This window comes from Mesorhizobium sp. M1E.F.Ca.ET.045.02.1.1 (assembly GCF_003952485.1).
Taxonomy (GTDB): Bacteria; Pseudomonadota; Alphaproteobacteria; order Rhizobiales; family Rhizobiaceae; genus Mesorhizobium.
This window is the reverse complement of record NZ_CP034447.1, coordinates 6,291,089-6,307,161: the sequence shown is the minus strand read 5'-3', so window position 1 is coordinate 6,307,161 and position 16,073 is coordinate 6,291,089. Positions and strand designations below refer to the sequence as shown.

Genomic DNA, 16,073 nt, shown 5'->3' with positions numbered 1-16,073 from the left:
GCCGAAGGGCTGGATGGCCGGTATGGGGAGAATGGGATGCGCGTAGCGCGCATGGGCTGCAGGCTTGTCTTGCAAGCGCTCACTGCGCTGGCGTTGGTTGTCGCGCCTTTTCATCTCTCCATCGGCGGTCCTGTCGTAGCCAAGGCCTATGCCGGCAAAGGCGGCAATGGCAATGGCGGTAACGGTAATGGCGGCGGGAATAGCGGCGGCGGTAACAGTGGCGGTGGAAATAACGGCGGCGGTAACAGCGGCGGCGGTAACAGTGGCGGTGGAAATAACGGCGGCGGTAACAGCGGCGGTGGAAATAACGGGAACGGCAATTCTGGGGGCAACAGTAGCGGCAACAGCAGCAGTGGCGGAAACAGTGGCAACAGCAAGGGCGCAACGAACAGCGCTTCCAACAGTGCCGCAAGCAGCACCGCCGACGTCGACGATCATGTGAACGCCGCGACCGGCGACAAGGTCGAGGTCAGCAGTAACGGCATTCAGGTCACGCACCGCAACGGAATGAAGGAGACGATCGAGAACGGCAGGTTCAGGATGGAGGACAAGTTTGGTCGTACCATCGTCGAGCGCAAGGCCACTATGGCCGATCTCAATCGCCTGAAGAGTTTGTGAGAGCGAGGTTCTATCTGGATTAGATCTTCAAGGGACCAAAGGCTAGCGCTGCAAAATCAGGTTGCCACCTTTTGCTTCGTCTCTTCGGTCCTGATCGTCTTACGACAGAACTCTCGCTGCTCACCTTGCCCCCGCCTTTTGGCGGGGGTACTTTTTTGGTCCTTGGGACAAATGCCGGAAGCGGACCCTTGGCGCATGGCCCCCAGGCCGGGGAAAATGATTCATGCGCAAAAACAAAGCTTTACGACACTTTTTGCGTCCAACGGGGACACCTGCACCGTAGTGTGCCGCGGCGCGTATGGGCGTCCGCGCGGTTCTCGCAGACCTCAGTCATAGAGAATTGCCGGCCATTTTCCAAGCGATTTGGTTAACGCGGCGGCGGTTGCGGGCGGAGCTGTTTCTCCCACTGGTTGCGACGATGGTCCCCAAGCGGCCGCAAAAAAGGTCCGACCGGATATGGCATGGGTCGTGGGCCACTTCCGTCGGCTCACCCGAATGTGAATCCTTGCGCCGTCAAGACACCGGTTCCGCCTTGGTCGGGCTGAGAGCGGAACTTCGGCAAGGCCGAGACGGAACCGGCATAAAAAGGACAGCATGCGCCGACCCGCCTTCAAGAGGTTTGCCCGCCTCACGCTGCGCGCCGCAAACGCGCTGGCGCTTGTTGTCGCGACCTATCATTTCACACCCGATGTCGCTGCCAAGTTCGTCGTGGCCACAGCTTATGCCGGCAACGGCAACGGCGGCAGCAACGGCGGGGGTGGCAATGGTGGGGGCAATGGCGGCGGCAACAGCGGTGGCAATTCGAGCAACGGCAATGCCGGTGGCGGCAATGCCAATGCCGGTCCTGGGAACAACAGCGGCAAGGGCAACACCAGTCCTGGCAGCAAGGGCAGACATGTCAATGCCGCGACCGGCGACACGGTCGAGGTCGACGGCAACAAGATCACCGTCATCCACCGCAACGGCATGAAGGAAGAGATCGACGCCGGCCGCTTCGAGATGACGGATGCGCAAGGCCGCACCATCGTCGAGCGCCAGGCGACGCGGGAGGATTTCGCCCGCCTGCTGAACTTGTGAGGGTTGAGAGAAGCTACCCCCTTTTCCCGCACCCTCGCATGTCACCCCCGTCTTCCGGAGACGGGGGTGATTGCGTTTTAGGGAATAGGCAGTAGGCAGTAGGCAGTCTGCCTAGTCCCCAATCCCTACTGCCTATTCCCTACTGCCTAAACTTATTGCCTGTCTTTCGCCTCATGCATCAGCAGCGCCGCTTCCGTGCGGTTGCGCACGTTGAGCTTGGCCAGCACCCTGGTCATGTGGTGCTTGACTGTCTTTTCCTGCAGCGCCAGCCGGGCGGCGACTTCCTTGTTGCTCAAGCCCTCGGCCACCAGCTTCAGGATCTCGGCCTCGCGGCCGGTGAGCTGGCTGAGCGGGTCGGGCTTGCGGCCGGTGGGCTGCAACAGGTCCGACAGCAGCCGGGCCGAGAGTGTCGGCGAGACATAGCTCTGGCCGGTGGCGACATCGCGCAGGATCTCGGCCAGCGACTTTGAGCCGACGCCCTTCAGCACATAGCCGCGCGCACCGGCCTTGAGCGCCTGGGCGACGTCGGAATTGGTTTCCGAAACCGTCAGCATGACGATCTTCTGCTCGGGCGCCGCCGCCAGGATGCTGGCCAGCGCGTTGAGGCCGCCGCCCGGCATGCTGATGTCGAGCATCAGGATATCGGGAGCGCTGGCGCGGACCAGCCTTTCGGCATCCTCGGCGCTGGCGCCTTCGCCCACAAGTTCGAAGCCGCCGATCTCGCCGAGGCTGCGCGCCACGCCCTCGCGAAACAGCGGATGGTCGTCGACAATGGCTATACGGATGGGTGCGGTCACGGCTGCTCCTCGACAGACAATGTGATTACCAGTCTCGTTCCCCCGGGGCCTGACAGCGTCTCGAACTGCCCGCCAATGCTTTCGATACGCTCCCTGAGCCCGGCAAGCCCGAGGCCTTCGCTCCTTGCGGGGTTGAAGCCTGGACCAGTGTCCTGCACCTCCACCACCAGCTTGCCGCCCTTCATCGTGGCTCTCACCTGCTGGCCCTTGCCCTTGCCGTGTCGGTAAGCGTTGTTCAGCCCTTCCTGCACGAAACGATAGATGCTGATCTTCTCCGAGGTGCCGAGTTCCGGCAAGCGCTCCGGCAGCGTCAGCAACACTTTGGTGTTCGTGCGGCGCTCATGCTCGGCCACGGCCAGCCGCAGTATGTCGGCCACCGCCTGGGTCTCGATCTGCGGCAGCACGAGGCCGTTGCAGATGCCGCGTATCTCGCGCATCGCCTCGCCGAGCGTTTTGTGGATGCCGGCGATCTCGGCCTCGCGCTGCGGTTTCGGCGTCGCGGGGTCGACCAGGATCGGGCTGTCCATCCTGAGCGCGGCAAGCGCCACCAGTTGCGCCGGCCCGTCATGCAGGTCGGCGCCGATGCGCCTCAGATACCGCTCGTTGATGGCGGTGGCGCGGCGCGAGGCGCGCTGCACGCGCTGGCGCAGCGACGAATTCTGCGCAAGTGCCGACTGCAACTCGGTAACCTTGGCCTCCAGCGCGGCGCGCTGTGTCTGGATGGTGCGGCTGCCGCGAAAGACGATGCCCGACAACAGCGCGAGCGAGGTCGCGGTGGCGCTGGCCACCACCAGCCAGGTCCATCTCAGCGCCGAGTTCAGCGTCTCCTGGAAATCGTCGGCGATCTCGTAGAATTCGGACACCGCCACCACTTCACCCGACCATGGCTCGCGCACCGGATTGTAGATCTCGAACAGCGGCGCGTTCACAACTTTCTCCTCGTTGGTTTCGGGGTCGTCGGTGAGATTGTTGTATTCAGCCACGACATTGCCGGCGAAAGCCGACTTCAGGTTGAGGTTGGGGGGAAAGTTCTTGCCGATCAGAGCCGAGTCGTCGGCGTAGAGCACCGTGCCGTCGCGCCGCCACAGCTTGAACGACACCAGCCTCTTTCCGAGCGCGCCCTGGCCGAGCGTTTCGTCCAGCGCCCGCTTGACCGAGTCGTCGAGCTCGCGGCTCTTGCGCAGGTCCGGCAGCAGCGGTGCGATGACGCTGTCGACATAGAGCGCTGTCGTGGTGGCGGAGTTGTGCATCACCCCCTCGCGGATCTGCGACGTTACCCAAAGGCCAACCACGAGCATCACCGCCAAAAGCCCGATGCCGCCGGCAATCACGAACTGCCAGGCCAGCGACAGCCCGCTCCAGACTTGCACAAGTCGTTTCAAGATCTCCCTGAGCATCCGCGTGATTCACCCCGCCGCCGGCCAAGACTATAGGCCAGTCGCGGCGATTGCGACACAGACCTTGGTCCGGCTTCCCGAGGAAGGTTAATCGGGCGGCTGTCGAGCCGGCTGGTCGATTTATTGAGTATCTGCTAATATTATCATGGCTGCGAGCCCGCTGCGGCATTACGCGGCGATGGCATCAGCCGGCGTCGAGGGGACGGCATGCGGATCGCAATGATGGGTGCGGGCGGCATCGGCGGTTACATCGGGGCCAGGCTCGCCGAGGCGGGAGGCGACGTCAGCTTCATTGCTCGCGGCGCGCACCTGGAGGCCATGCGCCAGGGTGGCCTGCGAATTCACAGCGACGCCGGCAATATTTTCCTGCCCACCGTATCCGCAAGCGCTTCTCCGGCCGACATCGGCCCCGTCGATCTCGTGATCTTCGCGGTCAAGCTCTACGACGGCGAGAAGGCCGCCGCGGCGCTCGGACCACTGATTGCCAGGAACACCCGCGTCGTGACTCTGCAAAACGGCATCGACAGCATCGAATTGCTGCGTCGCCATGTTCGCGACGACAAGGTTATCGGTGGCGCCACCTATCTTTCCGGCTTCATCGGCAGACCCGGAGAGGTCGTCCATGCGGGCGGGCTGCAGCAAATTCTCGTCGGCGGTCATCGTGAGCCTCTGATCCGCGAGCTTCAAGCGCTTTGCGATCGGGCAGTAGGGCTCGAACTGAAGCCGGTCGCCGACATCGACAGCGTGCTCTGGGAGAAGTTCGTGACGCTTGCAGCCTTCTCCGGCGCGACGTCGCTCATGCGCTCGGGCATTGGTCCAATCCTTGGCGATCCCGAGGCGCGGATCTTCGTCGAGCAATTGCGGGACGAGGGGATGGCGGTTGCCGCCGCGGCCGGTCATCCGATGGCGGAAGGATTCGAGGAACGCGTCATCACGAGATGGACCGCATTCCCACCGCATGTGAAATCATCGATGGCCAACGACCTTGAAAGAGGCAAGCCCATCGAGGTCGCCTGGCTCTCAGGGCGCATGCATGAACTGGGCATGAAGCTCTCCATTGCGACTCCTGGCCACACCGCGGTGTTCCGCGCCTTGCATCTCCATGCGGCGGGGGCCGCCGCCTAGCGTTGTTCCATCGAGGTTCCCTGGGAGGACATCATGGCAAGTGCGTCGACTGAAAGCGGTCTGGCAACGACGGACAATGGAGCTGCCGGCGCTCAGGACATGTTCAACAGCGAGCTTGAAACCTACCGCAGGATCGTCGGCGCGAACCTGATGTTCCATCAGGAAATCTATCACCTTCTGCGCGACTTGCTTGTCGAGCAAGCGCCCGCCTCATTCCGCTTCCTAGACGTGGCGTGCGGAGATGCCAGTGCCTCCGCCGCGATGCTGAGGACGACCGCGATAGGCAACTATGTCGGTATCGACTTGTCCGAGGCATCGCTGCGGTTGGCGGCCCGGGAGCTGCAGGCCCTTCCTTGCCCCGTCGAGCTGCGCTGCTGCGATTTCGCGCCGGCAATGGCGAAGTGGTCGGAGCCGATCGACGTGATCTGGATCGGCATGTCGCTGCACCATCTGCCGACGGCGGCCAAGGCAAGGCTGATGCGCAACGCCCACAGGGCCCTGGGCGGCATGGGCCTGTTCGTGATCTGGGAGCCGGCGCTGTTCGAGGGAGAGGATCGCGCCGCCTGGCTCGCGCGCTTCTCCTTGCTGCGCGACAAATGGTCGGCCGTTTCCGACGAGGAATTCGCATCGATGGAAAGGCATATGCTTCTGGCCGATTTCCCCGAAACCTCGCGAACCTGGCTTCGCTTAGGGCGGGATGCCGGCTTCTCGCATGCGGAGGACATTTTCTTGATGCCCAATCGAATGGGCAGGGTGTTCCGTTATTGGAACTAGTCGGCCGTTGGGGCGGCCATCCGTCCAGGTTGAACCAGCGGCCGGAGTGAAGACGTCATGCAGGGAGAGGCGCTCCGGTGCTGAAGATCCTGAAACGCCGGCTGCCGGGCGATTTGGCCGGCGCGCTCGAGCATCTTGGCCGCCGATGGCTGGCCGAGCAGCCATTCTCCGGAGAATTGTGCAATATCTATCCCGCGCCGGAAGAGGGGAGGCCGCGGACGCCATTATCGCCGCATGGCAAGGCACGCACCAAGGGAGAGCAGGATGCGGGCAGGCAAGATTGAGCAAGCCGCGGCAAATGCCGAGGCAACCCCGTCGGGCGATGCGCCGGTTCCAGTCGCCGTCCTGGTCGAAGGCCGTTGCGGGCGCTTGCGCCCGCTCGAGGCCGGACGTGATGCGGCAAGGCTCTATCGGCTCTCGCATGACGAGCACACCGAGGCCACCTGGATAGACATGAAGGTGGGACCTTTTGCCACCGAGCAGGCCTTCGCCGAGCATGTCGCCGCGCTGGTGGCGGACCCCAAGCGCGCATTCTTCGCGGTCGACGGTCCCGACGGTGAAGCGCTGGGGTGGCTCTGCCTGATGGAAGCCAGGCCGGTGCACCATGTCGTCGAACTCGGATATGTGCTCTATACGCCGCCGCTGCAGCGCACGCGGCTCGCCACCGAGGCGCTCTACCTCATCCTGCGCCATGTCTTCGACGATCTCGGCTACCGGCGCCTCGAATGGACATGCACATCGACCAACCAACGTTCGCGCGCGGCCGCCGTGCGGCTCGGCTTCGTTTACGAGGGCACGCATCGCCAGGGCCTGTTCCTGAAGGGCAAGCCCTGCGACATCCCGATGTATTCAATGCTTTCGCGTGAATGGCCGGCCAATCGCGCCGCCTTGGAGGCCTGGCTCGATCCCGCTAATTTCAGGGACGGGCTGCAGGTCCGCTCCCTGGCCGAGATTCGTTCACCGCCCGATTTCACGGATCCGCCTTTGCCGATCTGAAGGCCCCGATGGCAAGTCCGTTCGTGGTACCGATTACGATCTTGATCATTGTCGGAGGCGGCCTTGCGGGTTCCTCGCTTGCCATCGCCCTTGCCGGTCGCGGCGCCCGCTATTTCAGAGAGACATAAGGTCGAGCGACCATACCGCACGGCGTTGCGCCGCCAGGGAACGCAAAGCGGGGCGATTGCGTTCTGTGTCGCTATGTCGAGGAGCCCATACAAGGCCGAAAGGCCGGCCCTGACCTCGCTTGCCGAGGCGGAGCGCCAGGCGCGCGCGGAAAAGAACGCCAGGCTGAGGAACCTTCGTACACATACGTCGTGGCTGGTGCTCGATCCCGACGCGCTTTTCCGCGACGAGATCGACTGCTCGGCGCTGTTCGGTGACATAACGATGCCGAAGGTGAGCTCGTCCTAACCAGCAATTCCCCTCAGGCTGCTAGATCGGTTCAGCGTTTCACAGCATCGCCGAACCGCTCTAAGCCTTTGTTTTTGCGTAACTTCGGACGGACAACCGCTGCGCACTTTTCCCGGAATTGCTCTAAGCGATCTGAAGCCGTCCGACTGAATCCGCCCGCGATATCGCGACCAGCCGTGCGACGGCCAATGGCGCCATGACCATCAAAACCGCCGTGGTGCCGAGGAAGATCGACCAAGCCAGATCGATTCCGCTGTGATCATAGCAGACCGCAAGTTCCATCACGCTTTACCCCTTACTGAACCACCCACCCGCTGCGCATCAGTGCCACCCTTGCGTAGGCCAAGCATGATCCTGATTTGCGAGAAATACAAGTGATCGCTAATTTAGGTTATGGGTCAGCTTGAAATATCTAGCTGACCTTTTCGTCCAGCTTCGCTTGAAGCCTGGACGCAGCCCTGATGAGGGCTTCGGCTGCTTCCCGATCCAGCGCAACGTCCAGCAGCCCGCCTGGTGTCTGTATGGAGAGGATGCCAAGGGCGCCTTGCTCGTCATCGACAATCGTTACGTGGAACTCTGTCGGCACGAACGGTGGTGCCTTTTTCGTTTGGGTCATTGGTGTTCGTATCTCTGGGAGCGCTTCGACAATCGCGCAATCCGTAGATGCGTTCAAGCGGTCTCAGGTTGTAGCCATCGGCCGCGCGCCGCGACGCCGATCCAGCAGGCCGTTTGACAAGGCGGCCCGTCCCGCCGAAACATAGACGGCATTTCGTGCCGCCGGAGGGGCGGCGGGGTGGTGGGCTTGCCAAATACCGGGAAGATTGCGCCTGGAGCGCCCTTGCATCTGTCCACGATGAGCGTGCCGCCGCGCGACAGGCTGGGCACCTGGCTCGAATTCTATGGGCAAAAGCTCTTCAACCTGGAGATCGAGCCGTTCGGCGATGAGCCGTTCCGGGCCGACGTGACCTTGCGGTCGCTGCCGGGCGTCAGCCTGTCGACCGGCGCCCGCAGCAATGCTCATTACCGGATCAGGCAGCAGCACCTGAAGAACGCCGGCGACATGGTCATGCTGATTGCGGTGCTTGCCGGGCGCGGCCGCTCGGTGCAGCGCAACCGCGAGGCGCTGACCTTGCCCGGCCAGGCGGTGATGATGCTGACCAGCGAACCCGCCATCCACACGCTGGTCGATTCCGGTCGCTATCTCAGTCTCTACGTGCCACGGGCGGCGCTTGCTTCGATCGCGCCGGGCTTCGACCGACCGCTGGTGAGCTCGATCGACGCTGGCCGCGAAGCGCTTCGCCTCCTCATCGGCTATGCCTGCATGATCAACAATGCCGGCGCTCTCGCATCGCCGGAACTGCAGCTCGGGCTGGCCGCGCATATCCAGGACCTCCTGGCGCTGACGCTGGCCGACAATGGCGAGGCTGTGGAGATCGCCCGTGGGCGGGGCCTGCGCGCGGCCCGGCTGCCACAGTTCCGCCGATAGCTGAGCCACAGTCGCGCCCGGTCCAAGGTGCGGTCGTGTGGGTTCCAAGCCCGCCGGCGATTCGTCGCCTATTGTCCCGCCATTTCTGAAATCCTGCGGGAACATATTCTATGCGACACGGAAATTTCGTCTCGGGCGTGGTGCTCGCTTGCGCGCTGGCGACGCTTGCCGGCCAGCCGGCCGCCCATGCGGCCGACGTCCAGGCCGCACCGGAGGCTTTCGACTGGAGCGGCGCTTATGTCGGGAGTGACATAGGCTGGCTTGGGCCATCCGGACGCTGGGAAAGCGGCAATCCCGGAAACACCTTTATCGGCCCCACCGCATACTCCGGCGGCGGCGTGACCGGTGGATTGCATCTGGGCTACAACTGGCAGATCGACGCGCCTTTTGTGATCGGCATCGAAGTCGATTGGGGTCTTTCCAACGCCGAGGCTTCCAGCCAGACGGTGGGTGGCTTGCCCGCGTTCGGGGGCTCGGCGACCTCGCGTTGGCAAGGCTCGGCACGCGCGCGGGTGGGGGCTGCCTTCGATCGGATGCTGCTATACGGCACTGCCGGCGTCAGCGTGGCGAAATTTGACTATTGGATGGCCGAGTTGCCACCTGTTACCAAGTTCGCATTTTCCGCAACCCGCACCGGAGTCATCGTTGGCGCCGGTCTTGAGTACGCCCTTGCAAGGGACTGGTCGGTGCGGGTCGAATACCGCCATGCCGACTATGGCAAAGCGGTAGCCCAAGTGTCCCCGATCTTTGGGGAACAACGCCACGCGCTGCGGACCGACTCCGTCCAATTCGGCTTCAGCTATAAATTCAATTGAGTTCGAAGAGCACGACGAGATTTCAGCCACAGCAGGCTTTGCCGATCCCAGGCGAACAACAGGATGGGCTCGCCGCCTTCTGCTCTTCCAGCCATCGATCGCGCGGCTTGCAGCTTGCCGGCCGCGGCGCCAGCTCGACCTCGACGGCATCGCCGACCAGCGTCGGCCGCGTTGCCCGGTGAAGCTCCATCGGCCGGATGCCGTCGCTGACTTCGAAGGTCAGCCTGGCGGACTGATCGAGCGCCACGTGATCGGCAACCTTGCGGATGATGGCAGCGAACTTGCCGGCCGGCATGTAGACCGGTCCGCCTTCGTCGACGTCCCATAGCTGCACGAAAATTTCCGACCAGGATTCGGGGTTTGCCCCGCAATCCAGCGCCGAGAACTGCCCCGCCTTGACCTCCGTCACGTGGTAGCCCGGCTTTACCGGCCGGCCGTCATAGCGGAACACCAGCGGCTTGTCCTTGTGGTCGGCCAGCGCATCGAGCAGGTCTCCGATGGTCAGGTCGGATGGCTCCAGTGGAAGGGCAGGAGCGATTTTCCGGTTGTCAGGAGAAAGCATGTCGGCTACTCCTCATTTCGATATTTCAAGGATTATTGAAACATGGATGGACGTCAAGCCCTGATCGCTTTTGGCGCGCTGTCGCAGGAGACGCGGCTCAGGCTGCTTCGATTGCTGGTCGTTGCCGGGCCGGACGGCATCGCCGCCGGTTCGCTTGCCGAACAGGTCGAGGTCTCGCCGTCCAATGTCAGCTTCCATCTCAAGGAAATGGAGCGAGCGGGCCTGGTCACGGCGCGGCGCGATGCGCGTTCGATCGTCTACAGCGCCGAGTACGATGCGCTGTCCGGCCTGATCCGGTTCCTGATGGAGGATTGCTGCTCGGGCCGTCCGGAAATCTGCGCGCCGGCGTTGGCGGCACCTTGCTGTCAGCCGGGCGAGGGGATCCGGCAATGATCATCGAGCCGATCGACGCGAGCGATCCGGGCGGCGTGGGAACGGCAACCTTCGATCTGCCGCGCCGCTTCGCCGCCGAAGCCCTGGGCACCGGTCTTTTGGTGGCGACAGTGGTCGGTTCCGGCATCATGGCCGAGACCTTGACGCACGACACGGCGCTGGCGCTGCTCGGCAACACGCTCGCGACCGGCGCCATGCTGGTGGTGCTGATCACCGTCCTCGGGCCGGTCTCGGGCGCCCATTTCAACCCCGCCGTTTCGCTGGTGTTCTGCCTGAACCGGACCCTGCCGGCCCGCGATCTGCCGGCCTATCTCGCCGCGCAGTTCCTGGGCGGCATCGTCGGCACGATCGCGGCGCATCTCATGTTCGCCCTGCCGGTGCTGGAGATCGCGACGAAGCTCCGCGCCGGACCAGCGCAATGGTTCTCCGAAACGGTCGCGACATTCGGCCTTGTCGCCGTCATTCTCGCCGGCCTCCGCTTCGAGCGGCGAGCCGTGCCATGGCTGGTCGGCCTCTACATCACCGCCGCCTACTGGTTCACCGCATCCACGTCCTTCGCCAATCCGGCCGTCGCGCTGGCGCGCTCGCTCACCAACACGTTTTCAGGCATCAGGCCGATCGATCTGCCAGGCTTCATCATCGCCGAGCTGCTCGGCGCCTTGGTCGCGTTGGCGCTGATGGGCTGGCTGCTGCGGTCCGAAACCGTTCAGCATTCCCAGCCATCGAAAGCCCAGCCATCGAAAGCGAAGCCATGACGGTCACGATCTACCACAACCCCGCCTGCGGCACCTCGCGCAACACGCTCGCCATGATCCGCGCCAGCGGCGAGGAGCCGATCGTTATCGAATATCTGAAGACGCCGCCGGGCCGCGCACGGCTGCTCGAGCTGATCGCGGCGATGGGGATCACCCCGCGCGAGCTGCTCAGGGAGAAGGGGACGCCTTACGCCGAGCTTGGCCTCGGCGATCCGAAATGGAGCGACGATGAGCTGATCGATTTTATGCTCGCCCATCCGATCCTCATCAACCGGCCGATCGTCGAGACGTCAAAGGGCGCAAGGCTCTGCCGGCCGTCGGAGGCGGTGCTGCCGCTGCTCGACAATCCGGTAGCGGAGTTCGTCAAGGAAGACGGCGAGAAGGTCGCATATGCGCCGCCGGCCTAGGATGGAATGAGATCCAGGTCCAGTCGGTTCAGCTGGACTGTCCTAAGGCGCCAGATGCTTCATGAAGTAGATCGAGGCTCGTGGTTTGCCGAACGGATCGACGAAGTGATGCGGCACGACACCGACTTCCCGCCAGTTCATGCGCCGGTAGAGCCGCTCGCTCGCACCGCCCTCGGCGGTGTCGAGAAGGAGCAGGGAGCGATTTCTCTTTCTTGCCTCGTCTTCGATGAATGCCATGAGGGCGGAGCCGATGCCTTGCCGCTGGAAGCCCCGATGCACGAGAAGCTTGTAGACCTCTGCCCGGTGCAGGGCATTCGGTTCCGGCGACAGGTAGAGCTGGACGGTGCCGACGAGGTTGTCATCGACATAGGCGCAGATGAGGAGGCGTTCTCCGTCCGCCAAGGAGTCGAAGATGCCCTGCCAATAAGCCTGCGCCTGCTCGGCGCCGAACGGCAGGACGAAGCCGACCAGCGCGCCGTCCTCAATGGTCTGCATCAAGATCTCGGCAAGAGCGCCGAGTTGAGCCGTTGCCTCGGTTTCGTCGATCACCGCGATGCGCATGCGATCCCCCATTTTGAGCACGATAGATAATGGGCTTTGAGCAATCCGTGAAGGCGGAAGCTCGCGCGCCGGTCGCCCGCAGCCGCCATGTCCTCGTCTCGGCGCTTGGCATCACGCAGATCCTCGCCTGGGGATCGTCCTACTATCTGCCCGCGGTGCTCGCCGCGCCGATCGCCGCCGAGACGGGCTGGTCGCTGGCTTCGGTCGTTGCCGGGCTCTCCTGCGGACTCCTGCTTGCCGGGCTGGCGTCGCCCATCATCGGCCGGCTGATCCAGCGTCACGGCGGCCGGCCGGTGCTTGCCGCGAGTTCCTTGCTCCTGGCCGCCGCTCACCTGCTGCTGGCGGCGGCCACCGTCTATCCGCTTACCTGCTGGCCTGGCTGTTCATGGGCTTGGGCATGTCGAGCGGCCTCTACGATGCCGGCTTCGCCACGCTCGGCCGCCTCTATGGGCAAGGCGCCCGCGGCGCGATCACCAACCTGACGCTGTTCGGCGGCTTCGCCAGCACGGTTTGCTGGCCGCTCAGCGCTTTTCTCGTCGCGCATGAAGGATGGCGCGTCACGTGCCTCTCTTACGCGGCAATCCATCTGTTGATCTGCCTGCCGCTTCACCTTTGGGTGATACCGCCGCCGCCACCGGTCTCAACGCCGGCGCCGGCAACAGCCGAGCGGAAGCAGGCGTCGACCACGGGCCGGGCGAGCACACGCTTCATCCTCCTTGCCTCCATCCAGACCGTATCGGCGCTGATTGCATCGATGCTCTCCGTCCACCTCCTCACTCTCCTGCAACTGCGCGGGGTGAGCCTGGCGGTCGCGGTCGGCCTTGGCGCCCTCGTCGGCCCGTCGCAGGTCGGCGCGCGGGTGGCCGAAATGCTGATCGGCCGCAACCGCCATCATCCGATCTGGACGATGCTGGCGTCGGTGTCGCTGCTTGCGGCTGGGGTCTGGCTGCTCCTGGCAAGCCAGACGCTCATCGCCTTGGCATTGATCCTTTACGGCGCCGGCAACGGCATTCATACCATTGCGCGCGGCGCTCTGCCGCTGGTGCTGTTCGACCCTCAGCAATACGCCGCGCTCATGGGCAAGCTCGCCACGCCGAGTCTGATCGTCCAGGCGGCGGCTCCTTCGATCGGGGCGTTGCTTTTAGGGACGGGCGGCTGCGACCTCGTGCTGATGACGCTCGCATTGGCCGCGACCGTCAATCTGGCGCTCTGCGCCCGTCTGGTTGCGGTCGTGCGCCGATAATCCTTGGAGCAATTCCAGACGGAAAACCGCTGCACACTTTTCCTGGAATCGCTCTTAGGCGCAGTCCTTCAGCTCGACCACTTCGACGCCGAGGCGGAAGGCCTGTCCGTCGGCATAGGAGCGCGCACATTGCTCGGCTTCGGACGCCGGCCCTTCAGTTGATCAAACGCGGCGCCGGCTCCCGAGGGCCTTCACTGCCCGAGCATCAAGCGGCCTTGAGGTCCTTCAAGGCCTTTTCGAAGGCATCCTTGATCGGCTTGGATACGTCCTCACCAGCTCTCAACATCACCGCCTGCAGGGTCTTGGCCTGCTCGATGGAAGCGTCAATCTGTTTGTTCACGAAAGCGGCCTGCAGCTCGAAGAACTCGGACGGCGACTTCACGGCAACCAGGGCTTCGAGGTGCTTGAAGCCGGCTTCGGCATTGGCTCGCAGAACGGCAATCGTCTTCAGTGACACCTCGTTGCGGGTTGTCTTGGCCACTTCAAGGGTCGACTCAAAAGCCTTTTGAGTCGTTTCGGTGTTCGATTCCAGTTTGGAAAATGCTTCCTTCGCCTGCTCGACGCCCTGCTCGGCGACAGCGCGAACCTGCTCGGTAGCCTGGGACGGCTCGTAGGTAGCGGATTCCGTGTTTTCGATCGTTTCGGTCTTGCCGGGGATCTTGGCCATTTTCCCATCCTCTTCCAGAGAGTAGTCTCGAAAACAAGCCCCCTCCCTTATGTACGAAACCGTCGCAACGGATTTGTGAAGCCTACCTGAATTTGCGCGAACGGCTGCACGAACAGGGGTTGGCCAGCAAGGGCATGACGGCGCTTAAGACAATCACGACCACATACCGGAAGGGCGCCGGCCCCCCACGGTCAGTTGCCGGTCCGTGCCGGATGGGTTAGGACTGGAACCGAACTGGCACAAATCCGTCACATGAGCGAAGTCGAGCTGAAATTCATCCTCGACGAAGCGTCACCCAAGGAATTCTGGGTGCGCGTCAAGGCGTCGGGACTGGCCAAAGGCAGCCCAACGACGAAAACGCTGAGAAGCATCTATCTGGATACCTCAGAACACGCGCTGAAGAAGGCGGGGATAGCGTTGAGACTCAGGCGCGACGGGCGGCGCTGGGTCCAGACCGTCAAGACCAGAGCGGAACTGCACGGTGGCCTTTCGCAGGTCGGCGAGGTGGAAAACCCGGCGCCGGGAGGTCGGGTGTGCCTTGAAGCGATTCCCGATGCCTCTGTGCGCGACGAGGTCCTTCAATGCGTCAACGGCGCACCGCTTCAGCCCGTCTGTGAGACGGTGATCAAGCGTTCCGCCAGCGAACTGTCGCTTGCGGACGGCACCCGCGCGGAGCTGGCCGTCGATGTCGGCCAGATTCTCGCCGGGGGGCGGTCGGCCGACCTGAGCGAGGTGGAGATCGAGCTCCTTGAAGGCAGTCCGACAGGATTGTTCGAGATCGCGCATGTGCTGTTTCCCGATGGAGGGCTGAGGTTCTCGCGGCTTTCCAAGGCGGCGCGCGGCTATCTCCTTGCAGAAGAGGGGCGGATCGACCTGCTCCTGGCGCCTCGAAATGCCGAGGATGTTGCGATCGATGCGGATGAGATCGCCGAGCAAGCGGCGCGCAACATTTTGCGCGAGTGCCTGGATCAGGTCGCCACCAATGTCGTGGTGGTCCGAAAGCTGGAGGATTCCGAAGGGCCGCACCAGTTGCGGATCGGCCTGCGCCGCTTGCGCAGCGTGTTCTCCGTCTACGCTCCGGTGCTGGAGAGCCCGGAAATGACACGGCTTAACGACGAAGCGCGCTGGATTGGCCAGGAGGTCGGGAGGCTAAGGGATCTCGATGTGGTGACGAACGACATCGTGCAGCGGGAGGCCGGAACCCATCCGGATGAACCAGGTCTTGCCGCGCTTTCCGGCATGCTCTCACGGCAGGCAACGCAAGTGCGCCAGCGCCTTCGCGAGCTGCTTGCCGGGGCGCGTGTGCAGGCGTTCCTCATCGATCTGACGCGGTTCGTGGAGACACGCGGCTGGCTCGTTCCACAGGATTTCGACCAGACCGCGCGGCTTGCAGAGCCGGTCACCCAGTTGGCCGGCCAGGCGCTCGGCAAGCGCTGGAAGCGGGTCCGCAAGCGCGCACGCGGGATTGAGACGCTTGACCCAGAGCAGCGCCACGAATTGCGCAAGGAACTCAAGAAACTGCGCTATGCAGTCGAGTTCTTCTCTTCGCTCTACCCGGCAAAGCGTGTCGATCCGTTCCTGAAGCGCATGAAGAAACTTCAGACGGTCCTTGGGGACTTGAACGATGCCGCGACTGTCAAAACGGTGCTGCCGGGAACGGATGCCACCGCCGGCGATCCGACCGCGCAGCGCGCCATCGGCTGGGTGATCGGAGCGAGCCAGGCGCGCGCCGAACATGGCTGGAGCGGCGCAAAGGCCCTTTGGCGAAACCTAAAAGGGATCCATCCGTTCTGGAAGTGAGAGGAAGGAAGCCAAAAGCGACGCGACACTAAAGCATGTCTCCCGAAAGTGGGAACCGGTTTCGGGACAAAGACATGCGTAAAATCAAGAAACCTAAAGCGCAGGGAGCGAATCTGAAAGATCGCGACGCGCTTTAGGTCCGATTTGGCGCCCAGCGGATGTGCCGCGACCAGGTGCCCAAATGGC

General features: G+C 63.4%; 22 protein-coding genes. 15 read left to right on the top strand and 7 right to left on the bottom strand.

Features of this window, described 5'->3' with window-relative positions; genetic code table 11:
- Window positions 1-36 precede the first annotated feature (36 nt).
- A complete protein-coding gene (locus EJ070_RS30780; protein ID WP_126094721.1) occupies window positions 37-618 on the top strand; it encodes a hypothetical protein in 582 nt (193 codons plus the stop codon).
- Window positions 619-1,212: 594 nt separating this feature from the next.
- Window positions 1,213-1,695: a hypothetical protein gene (locus tag EJ070_RS36495; protein WP_189350157.1), complete on the top strand. Its 483-nt coding sequence runs from the start codon at window positions 1,213-1,215 to the stop codon at window positions 1,693-1,695.
- A 152-nt stretch (window positions 1,696-1,847) separates the two neighbouring features.
- On the opposite strand, the gene EJ070_RS30770 is transcribed toward EJ070_RS36495, so the two are convergent.
- On the bottom strand, window positions 1,848-2,492 hold the full coding sequence (locus EJ070_RS30770) for a response regulator transcription factor (RefSeq protein ID WP_126094719.1): 645 nt from the start codon (window positions 2,490-2,492) through the stop codon (window positions 1,848-1,850).
- Window positions 2,489-3,889: a sensor histidine kinase gene (locus EJ070_RS30765; RefSeq protein ID WP_126094718.1), complete on the bottom strand. Its 1,401-nt coding sequence runs from the start codon at window positions 3,887-3,889 to the stop codon at window positions 2,489-2,491. The genes EJ070_RS30770 and EJ070_RS30765 overlap by 4 nt, the downstream gene beginning before the upstream one ends.
- A 207-nt stretch (window positions 3,890-4,096) precedes the next feature.
- Here EJ070_RS30765 and EJ070_RS30760 point away from each other — a divergent pair, with 207 nt between their 5' ends.
- The 5 genes from EJ070_RS30760 to EJ070_RS30740 all read left to right on the top strand — a co-directional run bounded on the left by EJ070_RS30760 (window position 4,097) and on the right by EJ070_RS30740 (window position 7,198).
- Complete coding sequence (locus EJ070_RS30760; RefSeq protein WP_245464725.1) at window positions 4,097-5,014, top strand: 2-dehydropantoate 2-reductase; 918 nt, start codon at window positions 4,097-4,099, stop codon at window positions 5,012-5,014.
- 33 nt (window positions 5,015-5,047) lie between these two features.
- Window positions 5,048-5,788, top strand: coding sequence for a class I SAM-dependent methyltransferase (locus EJ070_RS30755; RefSeq protein ID WP_126094717.1), 741 nt, complete (start codon window positions 5,048-5,050; stop codon window positions 5,786-5,788).
- A 77-nt stretch (window positions 5,789-5,865) separates the two neighbouring features.
- Window positions 5,866-6,072 (top strand): hypothetical protein, encoded by a 207-nt coding sequence (locus EJ070_RS30750; protein ID WP_126094716.1) that lies wholly within the window; start codon window positions 5,866-5,868, stop codon window positions 6,070-6,072.
- Window positions 6,053-6,784 carry a GNAT family protein gene (locus EJ070_RS30745; protein WP_189350155.1) on the top strand — a complete coding sequence of 244 codons (732 nt, stop codon included), beginning with the start codon at window positions 6,053-6,055 and terminating at the stop codon, window positions 6,782-6,784. The genes EJ070_RS30750 and EJ070_RS30745 overlap by 20 nt, the downstream gene beginning before the upstream one ends.
- Before the next feature lie 201 nt (window positions 6,785-6,985).
- Window positions 6,986-7,198, top strand: a complete 213-nt coding sequence (locus EJ070_RS30740) for a hypothetical protein (protein WP_126094714.1) — start codon at window positions 6,986-6,988, stop codon at window positions 7,196-7,198.
- A 123-nt stretch (window positions 7,199-7,321) separates the two neighbouring features.
- On the opposite strand, the gene EJ070_RS36490 is transcribed toward EJ070_RS30740, so the two are convergent.
- Together EJ070_RS36490 and EJ070_RS30735 are read right to left on the bottom strand one after the other, a co-directional pair.
- Window positions 7,322-7,480: a hypothetical protein gene (locus tag EJ070_RS36490; RefSeq protein ID WP_189350152.1), complete on the bottom strand. Its 159-nt coding sequence runs from the start codon at window positions 7,478-7,480 to the stop codon at window positions 7,322-7,324.
- Between the two features lie 130 nt (window positions 7,481-7,610).
- Complete coding sequence (locus tag EJ070_RS30735) at window positions 7,611-7,814, bottom strand: hypothetical protein (protein ID WP_126094713.1); 204 nt, start codon at window positions 7,812-7,814, stop codon at window positions 7,611-7,613.
- Between the two features lie 222 nt (window positions 7,815-8,036).
- Here EJ070_RS30735 and EJ070_RS30730 point away from each other — a divergent pair, with 222 nt between their 5' ends.
- Together EJ070_RS30730 and EJ070_RS30725 are read left to right on the top strand one after the other, a co-directional pair.
- Window positions 8,037-8,684, top strand: a complete 648-nt coding sequence (locus EJ070_RS30730) for a hypothetical protein (protein ID WP_126094712.1) — start codon at window positions 8,037-8,039, stop codon at window positions 8,682-8,684.
- Between the two features lie 110 nt (window positions 8,685-8,794).
- A complete protein-coding gene (locus tag EJ070_RS30725; RefSeq protein WP_126094711.1) occupies window positions 8,795-9,499 on the top strand; it encodes an outer membrane beta-barrel protein in 705 nt (234 codons plus the stop codon).
- 22 nt (window positions 9,500-9,521) lie between these two features.
- On the opposite strand, the gene EJ070_RS30720 is transcribed toward EJ070_RS30725, so the two are convergent.
- A complete protein-coding gene (locus EJ070_RS30720; RefSeq protein ID WP_126094710.1) occupies window positions 9,522-10,061 on the bottom strand; it encodes a DUF6428 family protein in 540 nt (179 codons plus the stop codon).
- 42 nt (window positions 10,062-10,103) lie between these two features.
- Between EJ070_RS30720 and EJ070_RS30715 the strand changes: the two genes are divergently transcribed.
- The 3 genes from EJ070_RS30715 to arsC are packed head-to-tail and all read left to right on the top strand — an operon-like array spanning window position 10,104 to window position 11,616.
- Window positions 10,104-10,454 (top strand): metalloregulator ArsR/SmtB family transcription factor, encoded by a 351-nt coding sequence (locus tag EJ070_RS30715; protein ID WP_126094709.1) that lies wholly within the window; start codon window positions 10,104-10,106, stop codon window positions 10,452-10,454.
- Window positions 10,451-11,209: an MIP/aquaporin family protein gene (locus EJ070_RS30710; RefSeq protein ID WP_126094708.1), complete on the top strand. Its 759-nt coding sequence runs from the start codon at window positions 10,451-10,453 to the stop codon at window positions 11,207-11,209. The genes EJ070_RS30715 and EJ070_RS30710 overlap by 4 nt, the downstream gene beginning before the upstream one ends.
- A complete protein-coding gene (gene arsC / locus EJ070_RS30705) occupies window positions 11,206-11,616 on the top strand; it encodes an arsenate reductase (glutaredoxin) (RefSeq protein ID WP_126094707.1) in 411 nt (136 codons plus the stop codon). Before EJ070_RS30710 ends, arsC begins: the two co-directional genes overlap by 4 nt.
- 42 nt (window positions 11,617-11,658) lie before the next feature.
- On the opposite strand, the gene EJ070_RS30700 is transcribed toward arsC, so the two are convergent.
- Window positions 11,659-12,177, bottom strand: a complete 519-nt coding sequence (locus tag EJ070_RS30700; protein WP_189350150.1) for a GNAT family N-acetyltransferase — start codon at window positions 12,175-12,177, stop codon at window positions 11,659-11,661.
- A 47-nt stretch (window positions 12,178-12,224) separates the two neighbouring features.
- On the opposite strand from EJ070_RS30700, the gene EJ070_RS37275 reads away from it, so the two are divergent.
- Both EJ070_RS37275 and EJ070_RS30695 read left to right on the top strand, forming a co-directional pair.
- Entirely contained in the window at window positions 12,225-12,659 is a 435-nt protein-coding gene (locus EJ070_RS37275; protein WP_245464724.1) for a hypothetical protein, read from the top strand.
- Entirely contained in the window at window positions 12,575-13,420 is an 846-nt protein-coding gene (locus EJ070_RS30695; protein ID WP_245464723.1) for an MFS transporter, read from the top strand. Before EJ070_RS37275 ends, EJ070_RS30695 begins: the two co-directional genes overlap by 85 nt.
- 205 nt (window positions 13,421-13,625) lie before the next feature.
- Here EJ070_RS30695 and EJ070_RS30690 read toward each other — a convergent pair whose 3' ends face one another.
- Window positions 13,626-14,087 carry a phasin gene (locus tag EJ070_RS30690; protein ID WP_126094705.1) on the bottom strand — a complete coding sequence of 154 codons (462 nt, stop codon included), beginning with the start codon at window positions 14,085-14,087 and terminating at the stop codon, window positions 13,626-13,628.
- Window positions 14,088-14,339: 252 nt separating this feature from the next.
- On the opposite strand from EJ070_RS30690, the gene EJ070_RS30685 reads away from it, so the two are divergent.
- Window positions 14,340-15,887 (top strand): CYTH and CHAD domain-containing protein, encoded by a 1,548-nt coding sequence (locus EJ070_RS30685; protein WP_126094704.1) that lies wholly within the window; start codon window positions 14,340-14,342, stop codon window positions 15,885-15,887.
- The last annotated feature ends 186 nt before the right edge of the window (window positions 15,888-16,073 follow it).

Coding starts and splice junctions, on each gene's coding strand:
- EJ070_RS30710 (WP_126094708.1), top strand. CDS start 10,451: ATGATCATCGAGCCGATCGACGCGAGCGATCCGGGCGGCGTGGGAACG.
- EJ070_RS30735 (WP_126094713.1), bottom strand. CDS start 7,814: ATGACCCAAACGAAAAAGGCACCACCGTTCGTGCCGACAGAGTTCCAC.
- EJ070_RS30690 (WP_126094705.1), bottom strand. CDS start 14,087: ATGGCCAAGATCCCCGGCAAGACCGAAACGATCGAAAACACGGAATCC.
- arsC (WP_126094707.1), top strand. CDS start 11,206: ATGACGGTCACGATCTACCACAACCCCGCCTGCGGCACCTCGCGCAAC.
- EJ070_RS30745 (WP_189350155.1), top strand. CDS start 6,053: ATGCGGGCAGGCAAGATTGAGCAAGCCGCGGCAAATGCCGAGGCAACC.
- EJ070_RS30720 (WP_126094710.1), bottom strand. CDS start 10,061: ATGCTTTCTCCTGACAACCGGAAAATCGCTCCTGCCCTTCCACTGGAG.
- EJ070_RS30700 (WP_189350150.1), bottom strand. CDS start 12,177: ATGCGCATCGCGGTGATCGACGAAACCGAGGCAACGGCTCAACTCGGC.
- EJ070_RS36495 (WP_189350157.1), top strand. CDS start 1,213: ATGCGCCGACCCGCCTTCAAGAGGTTTGCCCGCCTCACGCTGCGCGCC.
- EJ070_RS30765 (WP_126094718.1), bottom strand. CDS start 3,889: ATGCTCAGGGAGATCTTGAAACGACTTGTGCAAGTCTGGAGCGGGCTG.
- EJ070_RS30695 (WP_245464723.1), top strand. CDS start 12,575: ATGTCGAGCGGCCTCTACGATGCCGGCTTCGCCACGCTCGGCCGCCTC.
- EJ070_RS30740 (WP_126094714.1), top strand. CDS start 6,986: ATGTCGAGGAGCCCATACAAGGCCGAAAGGCCGGCCCTGACCTCGCTT.
- EJ070_RS30725 (WP_126094711.1), top strand. CDS start 8,795: ATGCGACACGGAAATTTCGTCTCGGGCGTGGTGCTCGCTTGCGCGCTG.
- EJ070_RS30685 (WP_126094704.1), top strand. CDS start 14,340: ATGAGCGAAGTCGAGCTGAAATTCATCCTCGACGAAGCGTCACCCAAG.
- EJ070_RS30760 (WP_245464725.1), top strand. CDS start 4,097: ATGCGGATCGCAATGATGGGTGCGGGCGGCATCGGCGGTTACATCGGG.
- EJ070_RS30715 (WP_126094709.1), top strand. CDS start 10,104: ATGGATGGACGTCAAGCCCTGATCGCTTTTGGCGCGCTGTCGCAGGAG.
- EJ070_RS30780 (WP_126094721.1), top strand. CDS start 37: ATGCGCGTAGCGCGCATGGGCTGCAGGCTTGTCTTGCAAGCGCTCACT.
- EJ070_RS36490 (WP_189350152.1), bottom strand. CDS start 7,480: ATGGAACTTGCGGTCTGCTATGATCACAGCGGAATCGATCTGGCTTGG.
- EJ070_RS30755 (WP_126094717.1), top strand. CDS start 5,048: ATGGCAAGTGCGTCGACTGAAAGCGGTCTGGCAACGACGGACAATGGA.